This is a genomic window from Streptomyces sp. DS1-CR2, assembly GCF_055760475.1.
On sequence record NZ_CM147085.1, the window covers coordinates 7,101,489 to 7,120,810 of the forward strand.

Here is a 19,322-nt window from a genome sequence, read left to right on the forward strand (position 1 = left end):
GTGCTCAGGCCTCCGGGGCTTCGAACTTGGAGGTGCGCTGCATGCCCGCGGCGCGTCCCTTGCCGGAGATGACCAGGGCCATCTTGCGGCTGGCCTCGTCGATCATCTCGTCGCCCAGCATCGCCGAGCCCTTCTTGCCGCCGGCCTCGGACGTGCAGAAGTCGTACGCGTCCAGGATCAGCTCGGCGTGGTCGTAGTCCTCCTGCGAGGGCGAGAAGATCTCGTTCGCCGCGGCGACCTGGTCCGGGTGCAGCACCCACTTGCCGTCGAAGCCGAGGGCCGCGGCGCGCTTCGCGACCGCCTTGTAGCCCTCCTGGTTGCGGATCTGCAGGTAGGGGCCGTCGATCGCCTGGAGGTTGTTGGCGCGGGCGGCCATCAGGATCTTCATCAGGATGTAGTGGTAGGCGTCGGCGTCGTAGCCGGGCGGCTGCTCGCCGACGACCAGGGACTTCATGTTGATGGAGGCCATGAAGTCGGCCGGGCCGAAGATGATCGTCTCGACGCGCTGGGAGGCCGTCGCGATCGCGTTGACGTTGTTGAGGCCCTGCGCGTTCTCGATCTGCGCCTCGATACCGATCTTGCCGGTCTCGAAGCCCATCGTCTTCTCGATCTGCGTGAGCAGCAGGTCGAGCGCGACGATCTGCTGGGCGTCCTGGACCTTCGGCAGCATGATGCAGTCGAGGTTCTGGCCCGCGCCCTCGACGACCGTGACGACGTCGCGGTACGTCCACTCGGTCGTCCAGTCGTTCACACGCACCACACGTGTCTTGCCCGTCCAGTCGCCCTCGTTCAGGAACTTGACGATGGTGTGCCGTGCCTCCGGCTTGGCGAGCGGCGCGCAGGCGTCCTCCAGGTCCAGGAAGACCTGGTCGGCAGGCAGACCCTGGGCCTTTTCCAGGAAGCGCGGGTTCGATCCCGGGACCGCGAGACACGAGCGGCGGGGACGGAGACGGTTGATGGGCGCGGTCATGCGGGGACCTCCAGAGGGTCGAGCTGGTTCGCTTGCCGGATCTCGTCGACGATACGTCCGATGATCTCCGTGATGCCGAAGTCCTTGGGGGTGAAGACGGCGGCCACGCCCGCGCGCTTCAGGTCCTCGGCATCGCCGTTGGGAATGATGCCGCCGACGATCACCGGGATCTCGGCGGCGCCCGCCTCGCGCAGCCGGTCGAGGACGTCGGGCACCAGCGCGGCGTGCGACCCGGAGAGGATCGACAGGCCGACGCAGTGCACGTCCTCGGCGAGCGCGGCGGACACGATCTGTTCGGGCGTGAGCCTGATGCCCTGGTAGATCACCTCGAAGCCCGCGTCACGGGCGCGTACGGCGATCTGCTCGGCGCCGTTCGAGTGCCCGTCGAGGCCCGGCTTGCCGACCAGGAGGCGCAGTTTGCCGCCGAGCTCGTCGCCGGTGCGGCGGACCTTCTCGCGGACGAGGGCGAGCGGCGTGCCCTCCTCGGCGGTGACGGCGACGGGCGCCGACGACACGCCCGTGGGGGCGCGGAACTCGCCGAACACCTCGCGCAGCGCCTGGGACCACTCGCCGGTCGTGACCCCGGCGCGGGCGCATTCGAGCGTGGCTTCCATCAGGTTCCCGGTGCCGGCCGCGGCCTCCTTCAGGCGCTCCACGGCCTGCTGGGTGGTCGGGTAGTGGAACGGGTCGCCCATGCCCTGCCGGTCGCTCGACTCCTGGCGCGTGGTGCGCCACTCGTCGATGGCCCGCACGACCCGCGACTCGACCTGGTGATCCACCGTCATGATCGCGGCGTCCAGGTCGGCGGTGAGCGGGTTCGGCTCGGTCGACTCGTGGATGTTCACGCCGACGATCTTCTCCTCGCCGCCCTCGATCCGCGCCCGTCGCTCGGCGTGCGAGGAGACGAGCTGCGACTTGAGGTAGCCGGACTCGACAGCGGCCATCGCGCCGCCCATCTCCTGGATCCGCTCGATCTCGGCGAACGAGTCGGCGACGAGCTCGTCGACCTTCTTCTCGATGACGTGCGATCCCGCGAAGATGTCCTCGTACTCCAGCAGGTCGCTCTCGTGCGCCAGGACCTGCTGGATGCGCAGGGACCACTGCTGGTCCCAGGGGCGGGGCAGGCCGAGCGCCTCGTTCCAGGCAGGGAGCTGGACGGCGCGGGCACGGGCGTCCTTGGACAGCGTCACGGCCAGCATCTCCAGGACGATGCGCTGGACGTTGTTCTCCGGCTGCGCCTCGGTCAGGCCCAGGGAGTTGACCTGGACGCCGTAGCGGAAGCGGCGTTGCTTCGCGTCCTCGATGCCGTACCGCTCGCGCGTGATCTGGTCCCAGATCCGCCCGAACGCCCGCATCTTGCACATCTCCTCGATGAAGCGGACACCCGCGTTCACGAAGAAGGAGATGCGGGCCACGACGTCCCCGAACTTCTCGGCGGGGACCTGCCCTGAGTCGCGTACGGCATCGAGAACGGCGATCGCGGTCGACATCGCGTACGCGATCTCCTGGACCGGGGTGGCCCCGGCCTCCTGGAGGTGGTAGCTGCAGATGTTGATCGGGTTCCACTTCGGCATGTGCCGGACCGTGTACGCGATCATGTCCGTCGTCAGCCGCAGGGACGGACCCGGCGGGAACACGTGCGTGCCCCGCGACAGGTACTCCTTGACGATGTCGTTCTGCGTCGTGCCCTGGAGCTGGGTGATGTCCGCGCCCTGCTCCTCGGCGACGACCTGGTAGAGCGCCAGGAGCCACATGGCGGTGGCGTTGATGGTCATCGAGGTGTTCATCTGCTCCAGGGGGATGTCCTGGAACAGCCGGCGCATGTCACCGAGGTGCGAGACCGGCACCCCGACCCGGCCGACCTCGCCGCGGGCGAGGATGTGGTCCGGGTCGTAGCCGGTCTGCGTCGGCAGATCGAACGCGACCGACAGGCCGGTCTGGCCCTTGGCGAGATTGCGCCGGTACAGCTCGTTGGACGCCTCAGCCGTGGAGTGACCGGCGTACGTGCGCATGAGCCACGGCCGGTCCTTTACTTTTCGCCCCTGCGACGGAGAGCGCTGTGTGCCGCTGTCGACGTTCCTCAGCCCGCGGTCGCTGCGCTCCCTTGTCTTCGTCTCTTTCGACATCGGCGCGCCCTCCGTCGCAGGGGCAGTCTGACGCTCAGTCATGTTCCGCTACTCCTTGGGGGTTCAGATGTTGCGGAAGCGGTTGATGGCGTCGATGTGCTGGGCGCGCAGTTCCTGGTCGCGGACGCCCAGGCCCTCCTTCGGGGCCAGCGCGAGGACGCCGACCTTGCCCTGGTGGAGGTTGCGGTGCACGTCGTAGGCGGCCTGGCCGGTGTCCTCGAGGGAGTACACCTTCGAGAGCGTCGGGTGGATCTTGCCCTTGGCGACCAGGCGGTTCGCCTCCCACGCCTCGCGGTAGTTGGCGAAGTGCGAGCCCACGATCTTCTTGAGGGACATCCACAGGTAGCGGTTGTCGTACTCGTGGTGGTAGCCGGACGTCGAGGCGCAGGTGACGATCGTGCCGCCCTTGCGGGTCACGTAGACCGAGGCGCCGAAGGTCTCGCGGCCCGGGTGCTCGAAGACGATGTCGACGTCCTCGCCGCCGGTGAGCTCACGGATGCGCTTGCCGAAGCGCTTCCACTCCTTCGGGTCCTGGTTGTGCTCGTCCTTCCAGAACTTATAGCCCTCGGCGTTGCGGTCGATGACCGCCTCGGCGCCCATGGCCTCGCAGATGGCGGCCTTCTCCGGGCTGGAGACGACACAGATCGGAGTGGCGCCGCCGGCCAGCGCGAACTGCGTGGCGTACGAGCCGAGTCCGCCGCTGGCGCCCCAGATCAGGACGTTGTCGCCCTGCTTCATGCCGGCGCCGTTGCGCGAGACGAGCTGGCGGTACGCGGTGGAGTTCACCAGGCCGGGGGCCGCGGCCTCTTCCCAGCTCAGGTGGTCCGGCTTCGGCATCAGCTGGTTGGACTTGACGAGCGCGATCTCGGCGAGGCCGCCGAAGTTCGTCTCGAAGCCCCAGATGCGCTGCTCGGGGTCGAGCATCGTGTCGTTGTGGCCGTCCGAGGACTCCAGCTCGACGGAGAGGCAGTGCGCGACGACCTCGTCGCCGGGGTTCCAGGCGTTGACGCCGGGACCGGTGCGCAGCACGACGCCCGAGAGGTCGGAACCGATGATGTGGTACGGCAGGTCGTGGCGCTTGGTGAGCTCCGACAGGCGTCCGTAGCGCTCCAGGAAGCTGAAGGTGGACACCGGCTCGAAGATCGAGGTCCAGACCGAGTTGTAGTTCACGGAGCTGGCCATGACGGCCACGAGCGCCTCGCCCGGTCCGAGTTCGGGGACCGGCACGTCGTCCAGGTGGATCGACTTGCGGGGGTCCTTGTCCCGGGTGTCGAGGCCGGCGAACATCTCCGTCTCGTCCTTGTGCACGGTGATGGCGCGGTACGACTCGGGGAGCGGCAGAGCGGCGAAGTCGGCGGAGGTCGACTCCGGCGACTGAATCGCGTCCAGGATTTCCTTCACGATGTTGCCTCCGGCGATGCGTCCCAGGGGGACGTTGAGGGTTACGTCGGGGTGGAGTGCTGCTGTGTGGGTGGAGAGGTGCCGTCGGTTCGGCGGGGTGTTGCTACGGCAGCGCTTGGTCGGCGCGAGAAGTTTGCCTGTGACGCAGGCGTCCGGGCGCGCTCGCCACGGTTTGGGGTGGCTTGCGGGGACAGCCGACGTACGGAAGTTCTCTGCACGCCGGCCGCCCGGACACCTTCAACGTATGGCACCGCGTGCCAGTCGGCAAGACACTGGGTGCCACAACTTTTTGAGCGATGATCGATCAGTGCAGGTCAGGGGTGGTGCGGCTCGATGGCACCGGAGGTCCACGGCGGCTCTGGCCTGTGCTTCAGAGGCCCGTTAGAGGCCCCAGAGGGGGTCCACGGGGGTCTCCAGGGGGCCCGCGATGCGGGCGGGGCGGCGGGGCGCCGGGGCGGCGGGGCGAGGGCGGCGTGCGGATCGCGCACGTGCGGCCGGACAGGGCCCCGACCTTGCTCGGTGGGGAGAGTGTCGCCGCCTATCGGAAGCCGGGCGTACAGATCGCGCCGGACGGCCGGCCAGGGGTGGCGGCGCTCTCCGGGCGGGAGGCCGCGCCGGAGAGCGCCGCGCGTGCCGGTTTTCTTGACGGGGCGTCAACAGCCCCTGGGGCCAGCACCGTTCATGCGGTGTCGGCGGAGCCGCTAGCCGCGTTCCCGCAGCGCCTTCTCGATCGTTCCCATGATCTCGTCCAGCGGCGCGTCCGTGCGCGCCACGGTGACCAGCACGTCGCCACCCGTGGACACGGAGGCCGCCGGAGCGGTGGCGGTGTCCCGGCCCGCCCCGATGCCCGTACCGAACGTCTTGCGGACGATCGCGAAGGCGTGGTCGAGCTGGTTCTCCACGTCGCCCTGGCCGCCGGCCCGCAGCCAGCGCCGCAGCACGTGGTTGTGGGCGGTGACGACGGCGGACGCGGCGACCTCGGCGAGCAGCGGGTCGTCATTGCCGTGCTGGTGGGCCTGCTCGTCGAAGTGGCCCAGGAGATAGCGGGTGAAAAGCCGCTCGTAGCGGGCCACCGAGGCGATCTCGCGCTCGCGCAGGGTGGGTACCTCGCGCGTGAGGCGGTAGCGCTCCACGGACACGGCGGGCGACGCCGCGTACATCTTCATGACTTCCTTGATGCCGCGGCACACCGTGTCGAGCGGATGCTCGTGCGCGGGCGCCGCGTTGAGGACCGCCTCCGCCCGGATCAGGGTGTCGTCGTGGTCCGGGAAGATCGCCTCTTCCTTGGAGCGGAAGTGGCGGAAGAAGGTCCGCCGTGCCACACCCGCCGCGGCCGCGATCTCGTCGACCGTCGTGGCCTCGTAGCCCTTGGTCGCGAAGAGTTCCATCGCCGCGGCCGCCAGCTCCCGGCGCATCTTGAGCCGCTGGGCTGCGGCGCGGGAGCCCGCGGCGCTCTCAGGAGCGTCGGGCGTGGGCGTCGTTCGGGAGGACTTGGCGGCCTTGGACATGCCATGAACGTACTGCATATGCGCGGTGGCGTGCGCCCGAGCGGGGTTCCCCCCGCCCGGGTCACGGGCGGGGGGAGTGAGACCGGGCGGCCGGAGCAGGCCGCCCCAGTCGGTGGGCCGTCGGGTGCCGCTGCCCTTGGGCAGGTCAGCGCCGGGCATATTCGCGGAAGCCGCGGCCGGTCTTGCGGCCGAGGCAGCCCGCGGCCACCAGGTGCTCGAGCAGTGGCGCGGGGGCCAGGCCCGGGTCGCGGAACTCGCGGTGCAGGACCTTCTCGATGGCCAGCGAGACATCGAGGCCGACCACGTCCAGGAGCTCGAAGGGCCCCATCGGGTAGCCGCCGCCGAGCCTCATCGCGGCGTCGATGTCGTCGAGCGTCGCGTAGTGCTCCTGCACCATCTTGATCGCGTTGTTCAGGTACGGGAACAGCAGCGCGTTCACGATGAAGCCCGCGCGGTCGCCGCAGTCCACCGGGTGCTTGCGGATCTTCGTGCACACCTCACGGACGGTGGCGTGCACGTCGTCGCCGGTCAGCACGGTCCGCACGACCTCGACGAGCTTCATCGCGGGCGCCGGGTTGAAGAAGTGCATGCCGATGACGTCCTGCGGGCGCGAGGTCGCGCGGGCGCAGGCCACGACGGGCAGCGACGAGGTCGTCGTGGCGAGGACCGCGCCCGGCTTGCACACCTTGTCGAGGGTCCCGAACAGCTGCTGCTTGATCTCCAGGTCCTCGGCGACGGCTTCGAGCGCCAGGTCGACGTCCGAGAAGGCGTCGTACGAACCCGCCGCGGTGATCCGGTCCAGGGTCTGCGCCGCCGCCTCCGCGGTCATGCGGCCCTTGTCGACAGAGCGCGAAAGAGACTTGCCGATACGGGACTTGGCCTTCTCGGCCTTCTCCTCGCTGCGGGCGGCGAGCACCACGTCGTAGCCCGCCTTCGCGAAGACCTCCGCGATACCGGACGCCATGGTCCCGGAGCCCGCGACGCCGACCGAGCGAACGGTGCGCGCGCCGTCCAAGACCTCGCCCGCGAGCGGGGTGAGCGCGTCCCGCACGACCTCGGAGCTGCCCGGCTCCGCGTACGTGTAGAAGCCGCGCCCCGACTTGCGGCCGGTCAGACCCGCCTCGCTGAGCTGCTTGAGGACGGGCGCCGGCGCGTGCAGGCGGTCGTGGGACTCGGTGTACATGGCGTCGAGGACCGTGCGGGCCGTGTCGATGCCGATGAGGTCGAGCAGGGCGAGGGGGCCCATGGGCAGGCCGCAGCCCAGCTTCATCGCGGCGTCGATGTCCTCGCGCGAGGCGTACTTCGCCTCGTACATGGCGGCGGCCTGGTTGAGGTAGCCGAACAGCAGGCCGTCGGCGACGAAGCCGGGCCGGTCGCCCACCGCGACGGGCTCCTTGCCGAGTTCGATGGCGAGATCCGTGACCGCCGCGACGGCCGTGGGCGCGGTGAGCACCGACGAGACCACCTCGACGAGCTTCATCGCGGGCGCCGGGTTGAAGAAGTGCAGCCCGAGGACCCGCTCCGGGCGGGACGAGTCGGCGGCGAGCCGCGTCACGGACAGGGCGTTGGTGCCGGTCGCGAGGATCGTCTCCGGCCGCACGACGGCGTCGAGGTCCCGGAAGATCTGCTGCTTGATCTCGTACGACTCGGGGGCCACCTCGATGACGAGGTCGGCGTCGGCCGCGGCCTGGAGGTCCGTGAAGGTGCGGAAGCGGGCGAGGATGTCCCGCCGCTCGTCCTCGGTGAGGCGCTCGCGGCGCACCGCACGCGCCGTCGAGGCCTCGAGCGCGGCGACGGCCTGCGCGGACGCGGCCTCGCTGATGTCGATGCCGATGACGTCACGGCCGGCGCGGGCGAGCACCTCGGCGATGCCGGTGCCCATCGTGCCGAGACCGACGACCGCGACGGTCGGGAGGGTGGCCGGGGAAGCGGGGGACAGGGGAGCGTCCATCTGAGGACTCCAGGAGGGAGGAGTGACGACTGAGGGGCACAAACGGATACGCCTACGGGCGTACGGAGTGCGGGGATTCGAGCCCGGACGCGACGCACACAGGCGTCCGGTGAATCGGTGAGATGGAGATCCGGCGGGGCTCTGTCCCGGAGCCGCGCCGTACTGCGGTACCTGAGGCACCGAACCGACTGACACTCTCGGCGGCTGCGTCACCAGGCCGCCAGGAGTGGGGTGCGGGGGGTGTGCCCCGCTCAATTGAGGTTAACCGGCGAGTAACGAGCGCGCCAGCCCTCGGCGTTCATCAGTCTCTGTGATCTACGTCGCCGAGGCCCGAGGCCGCTCTACGCTGGACCGCATGGACGAAGAGTTGCGATCGGTGACGGAGCGCTTACGGGCCGAGTCGGGTGCCTCCCCGCTGCTCGACCGGATCGCGGCGACCGGCGACCTCGACGAGCTCGCGGCCGTGCTGACCGAGCCCGGGCAGCCGCTGTGGGCGCGTGAGCTGGCCGCGTACCGCCTCGCAGTGGCCGGGGACCGCCGGGCCTTCGAGGCGCTCGTCCTGCTCCTCAACCACCGCGACCCGGCACGCTGTGCCACCGCCGCGCACGCCCTGGCCGCGCTCGGCGACCCGCGCACCGCGCGCGCGGCCGCGGCGCTCGCCACGAACGAGCTGCGGGTCGCGTACGCGCTGCACCCGGTGCGGCTCCTGGCCGCGCTGCGCGCTCCCGAGTCCGCGCCCGCGCTGATCACCACCCTGGAGCGGCGCCTCGGCCCCCGCGATCCGTACCGCGCGGTCGCGCTCGCGTGCGTGGAGGGGCTCGGCGGCATCGGGGACGCCCGCGCCCGTCCGGCCCTGACCGCGGCCCTCGCCCACCCGGCGCTCGCGGAGGCCGCGGTGCGCGCGCTCGCGCGACTGCCCGAGCAGCGTGAGAGCTGAAGCCCGGGCATCAGCGGCGGACAGTGCGCACGTAGCGCACTTCCGGTACGGGTTCCCCGTCCACCTCGAACGGCTCCTCGGCGCCGTCCGGGGTGAACCCGGCGCGCTCGTAGAACCTTCGGGCGCGGGCGTTGCCCTTGAGTACCCACAGGCGTATCCGCTCGTAGCCGGCGTCGGCGCAGCGGTCCAGGCAGGTGTCCAGGAGGGCGCGGCCCACGCCGCTGGACAGCTGCCGGTCGTGCACGTAGATCGCGTACAACTCGGCTTCCCCGGGCGGCAGATCGGCGTCGCGGGTCGGGCCGTGGCAGGCCCAGCCGACGACGTCGCCGGCGCGCTCCGCGACCACGTTCACCACCGACGAACCGGCCCGCGCGAGACGCTCGCGGCGGCGCGCCGCGTCTTCCTCGATGCTCAGCGCGGCCAGATAGGACCCTGGCAACAGGCCCGCCTACGCCGTCCGCCAGCCGCGGATCCGGATTCCCGCCACCGCCTCGCAGTCGGCGTCGGCCATGTCCCGGACGTGGAGGTCCGCCGCCGGGGCCGCGGCCGGGGCGGTGTCGTGGGTTCGAGGGGTGCTCATGCGCCCATCGTGACCCGGCGGACACCGCCCCGGCCAGGGTGTTCCATCACAGGGGACTGCTCAGCCGTGGAAGCCCATCAGCCCGTGCAGACGAACGCCGCGTGACGGGGACGGACCGGCGGCGCTCTTCTTCGCGAGCGGTTTCGGGTCTGGCAGCTTCTTGCATGTCGCGTCGGCCTCGCCGCTGCCGCGCGGCACCTTCCCGGTCCGCAGATAGTCGGCCAGGTACCGGTCCAGGCAGGCGTTCCCGCTCAGGCTGACGCCGTGGTTCTCGCCGCCCTGCTCGACCACCAGGCTGGAGCCGCGCAGCTCGCGGTGGACGGCGACCCCGCCCTCGTACGGCGTGGCGCCGTCGTCGGTGGCCTGGAAGAGCAGCGTCGGCGGCAGCCCGTAGTTGGACACGTCCGTCGGGGTCAGCGGACTCGTCGGCCAGAACGCGCACGGCGCATTGTACCAGGCGTTGTACCAGGTCGAGAAGGGCGCCTTCTCGTACGTCTGCCAGTTGTCGTAGCGCCACTGGTTCCAGTCGCGCGGCCACCCGGCGTCGCGGCACTGCACAGCCGCGTAGACGCTGTAGCCGTTGTCGCCCGAGGCGTCGACGGCGCCGAACGCCTTGTACGTCTCGACGAGCGGGGCCGGGTCCTTGTCCTTCACGTACGCCGCGAACGCCTCGGCCAGATAAGGCCAGTAGCCGTTGTAGTAGCCGCCCGGCAGGAAGGTGTCCTCCAGTTCGGCGGCCCCGACCTTCTTGCCCGCCGGCTTCTTCTGCACGGCGTCGCGCATCGCGTACCACTCGGCCTCGACCTTCGCCGGGTCCTTGCCGAGCTTGTACGTCGCGTCGTGCCGCGCGACCCAGGCGAGGAACGCCTGGTGGCGGGCGTTGAACGCGTGGTCCTGCCCGAGGTTGTCGTCGTACCAGACACCGCCCGGGTCGACGATCGAGTCGAGCACCAGGCGGCGCACGCGCTGCGGGTAGAGCTTGGCGTAGACGGCGCCCAGGTAGGTGCCGTACGAGTAGCCGAAGTAGTTGAGCTGCTGTGCGCCGAGCGCCGCGCGGATCGCGTCCATGTCCCTGGCGGCGTTCACCGTGTCGAAGTACGGGAGCACGTCCGCGTACTTGGCGGTGCACGCCTTCGCGAACGCCTGCGCACGGTCGAGGTTGGCGCGCTCGATCGCCAGGGTGGACGGCACGCTGGGCGGGCGCACGGTGGCGAAGTGCTTGGGCCGGCAGTTCAGGGCCGGTTTGCTCTTGCCGACGCCGCGCGGGTCGAAGCCCACGACGTCGTACTGGGCGGCGACGCTCTTCGGCAGCTCGTGTGCCACGAAGCCCGCCAGTGTCAGGCCGCTGCCGCCGGGGCCGCCGGGGTTCACCAGGAGCGGGCCCTGCGACGTCTTCGCGGTGTGCCGGACCCTGGACAGGGCGAGCGTGATCTGCTCACCGCCGGGGCGGTTGTGATCGAGCGGGACCCGCACCGAGGAGCACTGGAGCGTCGGGTATTTCTTGGTGCCGCAGTCCTTCCAGGTGAGGGCTGCGCGCTGGACGGAAAAGGTCGGGGCGGCGGCGGCCGGAGCCGCGGCGAGCATGCCGGCCACCATGGTGGCGGCGCCGCACACAGCGGCTACACGTTTCTTCATCGGGCCTCCCAGCACGGAGGGTTCGGGGCCGCGAGCGCGCGGCCCCCGCGGCATGGTCCCCGAATCCGTGCCGGGAGCGTCCTGTTCCCTGCAGAGTTGACCCGATTGGCGTGTACGTGTCCGGGAGGCGCGTGATTCAGAGAATGGTGAGCTGGGTGGCTGCGGGGGCGGGCTCCGGCTCCTGGCGTGCGCGCAGCCGTCGCGGGGCCCCCGCGCGCGAGGGGCCGATGCCGAACTCCTCGGCCAGCTCGTGCACCTGACGGGTGATCCGGCGCTGGTACCACTTCGGCGCGTAGGCACCCTCCGCGTACAGCCGCTCGTAGCGCCGCACCAGGTGCGGGTGGTGCTGCCCGAGCCAGGACATGAACCACTCGCGTGCCCCGGGCCGCAGATGCAGCACGAGCGGGGTCACGGAGGTCGCCCCGGCCGCCGCGACGGCCCGTACGGTCTCCCGCAGTTGCCCGGGGTGGTCGCCCAGGAACGGGATCACGGGGGCCATCAGGACCCCGCAGCCGATGCCGGCCTCGCCGAGGGCGCGGACGACGTCGAGGCGCCGCTCCGGCGCGGGCGTGCCCGGCTCGACGGTGCGCCACAGCTCGCGGTCGACGAAGCCGACGGACACCGAGACGCCGACGTCGGTGACCTCGGCGGCCTGCCGCAGCAGGTCGAGGTCGCGCAGGATCAGCGTGCCCTTCGTGAGGATCGAGAACGGGTTCGCATAGTCCCTGAGCGCCTCGATGATTCCCGGCATCAGCCGGTAGCGCCCCTCCGCGCGCTGGTAGCAGTCCACGTTCGTGCCCATCGCGATGTGCTCGCCGCGCCAGCGGCGCGAGGCCAGATGGCGGCGCAGCAGATCCGGCGCGTTCACCTTCACGACGATCTGACTGTCGAAGCCGAGGCCCGTGTCGAGGTCCAGATAGCTGTGCGTCTTGCGGGCGAAGCAGTAGACACACGCGTGTGTGCAGCCCCGGTACGGGTTGACCGTCCACTCGAACGGCATGCGGGAGGCGCCGGGCACGCGGTTCACGATCGACCTGGCCCGGATCTCGTGGAAGGTGACGCCCGCGAATTCAGGCGTGTTGAACGTGCGGGTGATCACGCTGTCCGCGCCGAAGAGCGCAGCGTCCGTGACCCTCCCTGTCGGGATTTCGGCCGGATTCTCCGTGAGGTTCTCCCAGCGCATGACGCCTCCTAGTGCCGTAGCAGACAACGTTTGCCCTGTTGTGATGTGACGCGCCGTCCGGGTGCTGTGCCGGGCGGCGCGTAGCCGTCACCCTGGCTGGGTGGCGGAACGAGTACATGTACGCGAGATCGACGATGACGAGGGCAGACGGCTACTACGGATCATCCGCAGGGGCACCGGGTCGGTGGTGACCTGGCGGCGGGCCCAGATGGTGCTGCTGTCCGCGCAGGGCATGCCGGTTGCGAAGATCGCCGAGGTGTCGTTCACCAGCGACGACCGGGTCCGGGACGTGATCCACAACTTCAACGCCGACGGCTTCGAGTCGCTGTATCCGAAGTACAAGGGCGGCCGCCCCAAGACGTTCACGCTGCCCGAGCGGCGCGAGATCAAGAAGATCGCCAAGTCGAATCCGACCGAGCACGACCTGCCGTTCTCTACCTGGAGCCTGACCAAGCTGGCGGACTTCCTGGTTGCCGAGGGGGTGGTCGACGACATCAGCCACGAGGGCCTGCGCATCCTGCTCCGCGAGGAAGGCGTCTCGTTTCAACGCCTGAAGACCTGGAAGACCTCCCGCGATCCGGACTACGCGGCCAAGAAGGCCCGCGTCGAACACCTCTACGCTATCGCCGACGGCGAGGTCATACCCGAGGACGGCGAGCCTGAAGTCATCTTCTGCATGGACGAGTTCGGGCCGCTCAACCTGATGCCCCACCCGGGCCGGCAATGGGCCGAGCGCGGCGGCAAGCACAAAGTCCCCGACCGTGAACCACGCCGACGACGGCGGGCGACCTACAACCGCTACGGCGGAGTGCGGCACCTGTTCGCCGCCCTGGACCTAGCCAAGGACAAGCTCTACGGCCACATCAAACCGGTCAAGAAGCGGACGCAGTTCCTGGAGTTCTGCCGCTACCTGCGCAGCCTCCACCCGGACAACGTCCGCATCGCGATCGTCTGCGACAACTTTTCCCCGCATCTGACCACGAAGAGGTGCCAACGGGTCGGCACCTGGGCGGCGGCGAACAACGTCGAGATCGCCTACACCCCGACGAACTCCTCCTGGCTCAACCGCATCGAGGCCCAGTTCACGGCCCTGCGCTACTTCACCCTCGACGGCACCGACCATGCCGACCACAAGGAACAGGGCAGCATGATCCGCCGCTACATCATCTGGCGAAACCGCCATGCCGACGACCGGCGCCTACGCGCCGTCGTGGACAGGGCAAACGTTGCCTGATCCGGCACTAGCTAGCACTGGGCACAGAATAGAACACATGTTCCCTTGATCGTGCGACCCCGATTTTGGTGGCCACCCAGGAGGGTGGTTGGCTTGGGCTCCCTCTCGAACACCGAGAACACCGACTGCTGGAGGAAGTGCCATGGCGCAGGTCGAGGCCATCACGGAGCGGGTCATCGCCGCCGAGCCGGACGACGTGTTCGACGCGCTCGCCGACTACAGCGGCACGCGCGCGAAGCTGCTGCCCGAGCACTTCAGCGAGTACGAGGTCCGCGAGGGCGGTGACGGCGAGGGCACGCTCGTCCACTGGAAGCTCCAGGCCACCAGCAAGCGGGTCCGCGACTGCCTCCTCGAGGTCAGCGAGCCCACCGACGGCGAGCTCGTCGAGAAGGACCGCAACTCCTCGATGGTCACCACCTGGCGCGTGACCCCCTCCGGCGAGGGCGCCTCGCGCGTCGTCGTCAGCACCGTCTGGAACGGCGCGGGCGGCATCGGCGGCTTCTTCGAGAAGACCTTCGCCCCCAAGGGCCTCGGCCGCATCTACGACGCCGTCCTCGCGAAGCTCGCCGCCGAGGTGGAGCAGTAACCCCGATGTAGTGCCCCGATCCAGCACCCCGATGTAGTGCTCACCGTTTCGAGTGGTTTTCCGTTCGCGCGCGGTTGTACGCCGTAGGGCTCCCACCGGCGCATTCGCGCCGGGAACCCGCCGGAGCCGCCGCTCGTCGCGCTTGCCCGCAGTTGTCGCGTAATGCGAGAAATATGCGGCGCAGGCGCGACGAGGGGAGCGACAGGTGGGCACGACGACGCTGGGGACGAGTGAGCCGGGGCCGGTGCCGGCGACGGAACCGACCCCGGCCCCCGAGCCCCAACCGGCCGTGGAGCAGCTGCAGTTCCCCGACCACGGCCTGAGCCCGAGCCGGGTGCGCATGGTCTTCTTCGGGCTCATGCTGGCGCTGCTGCTCGCCGCGCTCGACCAGATGATCGTCGCCACCGCGCTGCCGAAGGTCGTCGGCGAGCTCCACGGCCTCGACAAGATGTCCTGGGCGATCACCGCCTATCTCCTGACCGCCACCATCGGCCTGCCGATCTACGGCAAGCTCGGCGACCTCTTCGGCCGCAAGGGCGTCTTCCAGTTCGCCATCGCCGTCTTCGTCGTCGGCTCCGCGCTGGCCGGCTGGTCGCGCACCATGGACGAACTCATCGCGTTCCGCGCCGTCCAGGGCATCGGCGCCGGCGGACTCATGATCGGCGTGCAGGCGATCATCGCGGACATCGTGCCGCCTCGCGAACGCGGCCGCTACATGGGCCTCATCGGCGCCGCGTTCGGCCTCGCGTCCGTCGCGGGCCCGCTGCTCGGCGGCTATTTCACCGACCACCTCACCTGGCGCTGGTGCTTCTACATCAACGTGCCCTTCGGCCTGGTCACGCTCGCCGTCGTCACCGCCGTACTCAAACTGCCCCGGCCCAAGGTCAAGGCCAGGCTCGACGTCCTCGGCGCCCTGCTCCTCGCCGCGGCCTCAACCTGTCTTGTTCTGCTGACCAGTTGGGGCGGCACCGAGTACGCCTGGGGTTCGCGGGTCATCCTGGGGCTCGCCGCCGGAGCGGCCGTGACGGCCGTGCTCTTCGTCGTCGCCGAACACTTCGCCGCCGAACCCGTCATCCCGCTGCGGCTGTTCCGCGACCCCGTCTTCAACATCACCAGCCTGGTCGGCATGGTCATCGGCATCGCCCTCTTCGGAGCGGCCAGTTACCTGCCGACCTTCCTCCAGATGGTCGACGGCGCGAGCGCCACCGAGTCGGGGCTGCTGATGCTGCCGATGATGGGCGGCATCGTCATCGCCTCGATCGCCTCCGGCCAACTCATCAGCCGCACCGGGCACTACAAGATCTACCCGATCCTCGGCGGGACCCTGTCGACGGCGGGCATGTGGCTCCTGTCCCGCCTCGAAGTCGACACCCCGCGACTGCACTACAGCCTCTACATGGCCGTACTCGGAGCGGGCATCGGCATGATCATGCCGGTCCTCATCCTCGCCGTGCAGAACGCCGTGCGCCCCGCCGACATCGGCACCGCGACCAGCGCCAACAACTACTTCCGGCAGATCGGCGGCAGCGTCGGCGCCGCGATCTTCGGCACGCTCTTCGCCGACCGGCTCGCCGACGCCCTCGCGGACCGGCTGCCCAAAGGGGCGGGCCTGCCCGACCCGGAGTCCATCACCCCGCAGCTCGTCCACGCCCTGCCGCGCGCGCTGCGCGACGGCTACATCCAGGCGTACGCCGACGCGATGCCCCGGATCTTCCTCTACCTCGTCCCGGTGCTCGTCCTCGGCCTCGTGATCGCCTTCTTCCTCAAGGAGACACCCCTGTTGTCCAGTGCCGCCCCCCACAGCGCCCCGAGCGGCGAGACCGCCTCAGTCCCGACCCAGGCCCGGACCTCGTACGGCGCCGGCGTGCCGGTCTGCGGCATCGTCCAGCACCCCGACGGGACCGCGGTGCCGCGCGCCGCGCTCACCCTCATCGACGTCGGCGGCCAGCAGATCGGACGCGGCGCCAGCGGCGACGACGGCCGGTACGCCCTGTCGACGCCCGGCGCCGGAAGTTACGTCCTGATCGCGGCGGCGGGCGGACACCAGCCCCAGGCCGTGACCGTCACCGTGGGGGAGCGGCCGGTCGACCTCGACGTCGTCCTCGGCGGCGCCGGGCGGCTCGCCGGGAGCGTGCTGACCGCAGACGGCGCGCCCGTGCGCGACGCCACCGTGACCCTGACCAACGTCCACGGAGAGGTCGTCTCCACGACCCGCAGCGGGCGCGAGGGCGGCTACGTCATCACGGAGCTGGTGGCCGGCGAGTACACGCTCGCCGGGAGCGCGCCCGCGTTCCGCCCCGCCGCGCTCCCCGTCACCGTGATGGCCGCGCGCGAGACCCGCCAGGACATCGAACTCGCGGGCGGCGCCGTGCTGCGCGGCACGGTCAGGGCCGGCGGCGGACGGCCCGTCGAGGACGCGCGGGTGACCCTCCTCGACGCGGCCGGCAACGTCGTCGACACCCTCACGACAGGCGCCGACGGCACATTCCGTTTCGTCGACCTGTCGTCGGGCGAGTACACCGTGATCGCCGCCGGTTACCCGCCGGTCGCCACGGTGCTGCACATGGCGGGCGGCGGCCGCACGGAGCGCGACCTGCAACTGGGCCACGAGGACTGAGCGTTGGGGCCGGGCGCGGCGCCCGGCCCCGGCACTCCGTGCCCGTTCAATTCGGCCGATGCAGCCCCCTGCACCCCCGTACCGCGTACCGTGGAACGGGAAAGGGCCGAACCAATGACGCTCGGTCGCCGCGCGGGGAAGGGAGCGCAGGCCATGCACAGTGGCACCGGGACGGCCCCACAGAGCCCCGTGCCGGGCCGCGTACCCCTGGCGGTCGTCGTGGTCGACGGCGACGGACTCGTCTCGCACTGGAGTACCGGCGCACGCCGCCTCTTCGGCTCCGCGCGCGAGGACGCCGTCGGCCGCCCCGCCACCGACCTGCTGCCCGTCTCCGGCGCGCTGCCCGACGGCCCCAACTCCGAGGCGTACGGGGAGGAGGGCGCGTACGACGGGCTCGGCCCCGGCCTGGAGTCCTCGCTCGAGGGGCGGGCCTCGTACCCCGCCGCGGGCCGCGCCCGCCTCGAAGCTCCGCGCCGGGAGCGCATCGACGTCCTGTGGTGGGCCTACCCGCTCGTCGGCCCCGGGCCCGAGAAGCTGCTCGTACTCGCCGCCGACGCAGACCGGTTGCACGCCGACGACGTGCCCGACGGACACCCCCTGGAGCGCATCGCGCCCGGCTTCGCCCTGCACACCGACTTTCCCGGAGCCGACGAGCTGGCCCGCGGACTCCCCGCCATTCTGCCCAGCATGAGCGTCGGCGAGAGCGCCCGCATCGTCTCCCAGGTGCTCGAACTCGGCTATCCCGTCCTGGAGTTCAGCCTCCACGACCGGGTACCCGTCACCGCCGACTGGGGCGTGCCCCGGCGCGCCGAGCGTCAGGCCCGCAGGGAGGAGGCCGCCCGCGCGGCCGCCGCCGGACTGCCCGCGCCGCGCCGCGCACCCGACGACGAGACGGACGACCTGGAGTACGCGGCCGTCCGCGAACACCTGGAGTTCCTCAACGAGGTGAGCGGGCGCATCGGTTCGTCCCTCGACCTGTCCCGCACGATCATCGAGGTCAGCCGGGCCGTCGTACCGCGCTTCACGGACGTCGCGGGCACCTATCTGCGCGAACAGGTCGTCGCGGGCGAGGGGTTCCCCGAAGGCCCGCCCGATGCGACCACCCTGTGGCACCGCGTCGCCCTGGAGCACACGGACGAGCCGGGCCGCTGGGACGACGTCGTGCCCGTCGGCGAGTCGATGCCGTTCCCCGCGCACACGCCGTTCTTCCAGTGCATGACCTCAGGGGAGCCCGTCCTCGTCCCGCGCATCAGCGAGGAGATGGGCAACGCGATCGCGTCGCAGTTCGAGAAGCGCGACATCAGGCCCCTCATCACCGACCGCTCGATGCTGGTGGTGCCCCTGAAGGCGCGCAACGTCGTCCTCGGATTCATGATCCTGCTGCGCCACCGGGAACGCCCGGTCTTCAACGACATGGACCGCGTCACCGGCGCCGAACTCGCCGCCCGCGCCGGCCTCGTCCTCGACAACGCCCGCATGTACACGTACCAGGAGAGCGTCGCCGAGACCCTCCAGGACAGCATGCTGCCGCACATCGAACCGCACATGCCCGGCTGCGACATCGCCACCCGCTATCTGCCCGGCACGCTCCTCGGCCGCGTCGGCGGCGACTGGTTCGACTCGATCAAGCTGTCGGGCTCGCGGACCGCGCTCGTCGTCGGCGATGTCATGGGTCACGGGCTCAACTCGGCCGCGATGATGGGCCAGTTGCGCACCGCCGTCCAGACCATGGCCGCCCTCGACCTGCCGCCGGCCCAGCTCCTGCGCAACCTCGACGACCTCGCCCAGCGCCTCGGCGAGCACTACCTCGCGACCTGTCTGTACGCGGTCTACGACCCGATCGCGAACGCGCTGGAGCTCGCCAACGCCGGGCACATCCCGCCGGTCCTCGTCCGCGCCGAGGACGGCCGCAGCGAGCTGCTCGAACTGCCCACCGGCGCGCCCATCGGCGTCGGCGGCGTCCCGTTCGAATCGGTCCGCGTCCCGATGGCGCCCGGCGACCGGCTCGTCATGTGCACCGACGGCCTCGTCGAGGTGCGCGGCGAGGACATCGGCGTCGGCCTCGCCACGCTCTGCGAGTCCGCCGCCCATCCCGCGGCCTCCATGGACGCCGCCTGCGACACCATCATCAGATCCCTCAACACCCGCGGCGGCCGCAAGGACGACGTCGCCCTCTTGATGGCCCGGCTCAACGGCATCGCGCCCGAGGACGTCGCCCACTGGAGCGTCACCCCCGACCCCGTCGAAGTGCCCCGCACGCGCGCCCTCGTCCGCGACCAGCTCACGGCCTGGGGCCTCGGCACGCTCACCGCCCCCGCGGAAATGATGGCCGGGGAACTCGTCGCCAACGCCGTACGGCATGCCCGCACCCGCAGCGTCGAGGTACGCCTGGTGCGCTCGGGGACCCTCGTGTGCGAGGTCGAGGACGACGACCAGAGGCTCCCGACGCTGCTCAACGCGGGCGCGGGCGACGAGTTCGGGCGCGGCCTGCGCGTCGTGAGCGCCCTTGCCAGGGAGTGGGGCACGAGCCGTACGGGCTCCGGCAAGACCGTGTGGTTCGAACTGGCGTTGCCGCGAGGGTAGTTGGCGTCGGG

General features: G+C 70.7%; 14 protein-coding genes. 5 read left to right on the top strand and 9 right to left on the bottom strand.

Annotation, left to right across the window (positions count from 1 at the left end; translation table 11 throughout):
- Nucleotides 1-4: 4 nt before the first annotated feature.
- From ACY0PA_RS33465 to ACY0PA_RS33485, 5 genes are all read right to left on the bottom strand, one after another.
- The gene (locus ACY0PA_RS33465; protein ID WP_469981114.1) at nucleotides 5-970 is read right to left on the bottom strand and encodes an HpcH/HpaI aldolase/citrate lyase family protein; all 966 of its coding nucleotides are present in this window, start codon (nucleotides 968-970) and stop codon (nucleotides 5-7) included.
- The gene (locus tag ACY0PA_RS33470) at nucleotides 967-2,982 is read right to left on the bottom strand and encodes a protein meaA (RefSeq protein ID WP_473081185.1); all 2,016 of its coding nucleotides are present in this window, start codon (nucleotides 2,980-2,982) and stop codon (nucleotides 967-969) included. Before ACY0PA_RS33470 ends, ACY0PA_RS33465 begins: the two co-directional genes overlap by 4 nt.
- 177 nt (nucleotides 2,983-3,159) lie before the next feature.
- Nucleotides 3,160-4,497 carry a crotonyl-CoA carboxylase/reductase gene (gene ccrA / locus ACY0PA_RS33475; protein ID WP_473081186.1) on the bottom strand — a complete coding sequence of 446 codons (1,338 nt, stop codon included), beginning with the start codon at nucleotides 4,495-4,497 and terminating at the stop codon, nucleotides 3,160-3,162.
- 701 nt (nucleotides 4,498-5,198) lie between these two features.
- The gene (locus ACY0PA_RS33480) at nucleotides 5,199-6,023 is read right to left on the bottom strand and encodes a TetR family transcriptional regulator (protein WP_473086511.1); all 825 of its coding nucleotides are present in this window, start codon (nucleotides 6,021-6,023) and stop codon (nucleotides 5,199-5,201) included.
- Nucleotides 6,024-6,150: 127 nt separating this feature from the next.
- Entirely contained in the window at nucleotides 6,151-7,956 is a 1,806-nt protein-coding gene (locus ACY0PA_RS33485; RefSeq protein ID WP_473081187.1) for a 3-hydroxyacyl-CoA dehydrogenase family protein, read from the bottom strand.
- Between the two features lie 355 nt (nucleotides 7,957-8,311).
- On the opposite strand from ACY0PA_RS33485, the gene ACY0PA_RS33490 reads away from it, so the two are divergent.
- Nucleotides 8,312-8,893, top strand: a complete 582-nt coding sequence (locus tag ACY0PA_RS33490; RefSeq protein ID WP_473081188.1) for an adenylosuccinate lyase — start codon at nucleotides 8,312-8,314, stop codon at nucleotides 8,891-8,893.
- A 10-nt stretch (nucleotides 8,894-8,903) separates the two neighbouring features.
- On the opposite strand, the gene ACY0PA_RS33495 is transcribed toward ACY0PA_RS33490, so the two are convergent.
- The 4 genes from ACY0PA_RS33495 to ACY0PA_RS33510 form a co-directional block, all read right to left on the bottom strand.
- The gene (locus ACY0PA_RS33495; RefSeq protein WP_473081189.1) at nucleotides 8,904-9,332 is read right to left on the bottom strand and encodes a GNAT family N-acetyltransferase; all 429 of its coding nucleotides are present in this window, start codon (nucleotides 9,330-9,332) and stop codon (nucleotides 8,904-8,906) included.
- Between the two features lie 9 nt (nucleotides 9,333-9,341).
- On the bottom strand, nucleotides 9,342-9,473 hold the full coding sequence (locus ACY0PA_RS33500; RefSeq protein ID WP_473081190.1) for a hypothetical protein: 132 nt from the start codon (nucleotides 9,471-9,473) through the stop codon (nucleotides 9,342-9,344).
- 60 nt (nucleotides 9,474-9,533) lie between these two features.
- Nucleotides 9,534-11,108 carry an alpha/beta hydrolase gene (locus tag ACY0PA_RS33505; protein ID WP_473081191.1) on the bottom strand — a complete coding sequence of 525 codons (1,575 nt, stop codon included), beginning with the start codon at nucleotides 11,106-11,108 and terminating at the stop codon, nucleotides 9,534-9,536.
- Between the two features lie 136 nt (nucleotides 11,109-11,244).
- Complete coding sequence (locus tag ACY0PA_RS33510; protein ID WP_473081192.1) at nucleotides 11,245-12,291, bottom strand: Rv2578c family radical SAM protein; 1,047 nt, start codon at nucleotides 12,289-12,291, stop codon at nucleotides 11,245-11,247.
- A gap of 100 nt (nucleotides 12,292-12,391) precedes the next feature.
- On the opposite strand from ACY0PA_RS33510, the gene ACY0PA_RS33515 reads away from it, so the two are divergent.
- The 4 genes from ACY0PA_RS33515 (at nucleotide 12,392) to ACY0PA_RS33530 (ending at nucleotide 19,311) form a co-directional block, all read left to right on the top strand.
- The gene (locus ACY0PA_RS33515) at nucleotides 12,392-13,525 is read left to right on the top strand and encodes an IS630 family transposase (RefSeq protein ID WP_473081193.1); all 1,134 of its coding nucleotides are present in this window, start codon (nucleotides 12,392-12,394) and stop codon (nucleotides 13,523-13,525) included.
- 142 nt (nucleotides 13,526-13,667) lie between these two features.
- On the top strand, nucleotides 13,668-14,111 hold the full coding sequence (locus tag ACY0PA_RS33520; protein ID WP_473081194.1) for an SRPBCC family protein: 444 nt from the start codon (nucleotides 13,668-13,670) through the stop codon (nucleotides 14,109-14,111).
- Between the two features lie 205 nt (nucleotides 14,112-14,316).
- Nucleotides 14,317-16,728 (top strand): MFS transporter, encoded by a 2,412-nt coding sequence (locus ACY0PA_RS33525; protein WP_473081195.1) that lies wholly within the window; start codon nucleotides 14,317-14,319, stop codon nucleotides 16,726-16,728.
- A gap of 153 nt (nucleotides 16,729-16,881) precedes the next feature.
- Entirely contained in the window at nucleotides 16,882-19,311 is a 2,430-nt protein-coding gene (locus ACY0PA_RS33530; protein ID WP_473081196.1) for an ATP-binding SpoIIE family protein phosphatase, read from the top strand.
- Nucleotides 19,312-19,322 lie beyond the last annotated feature (11 nt).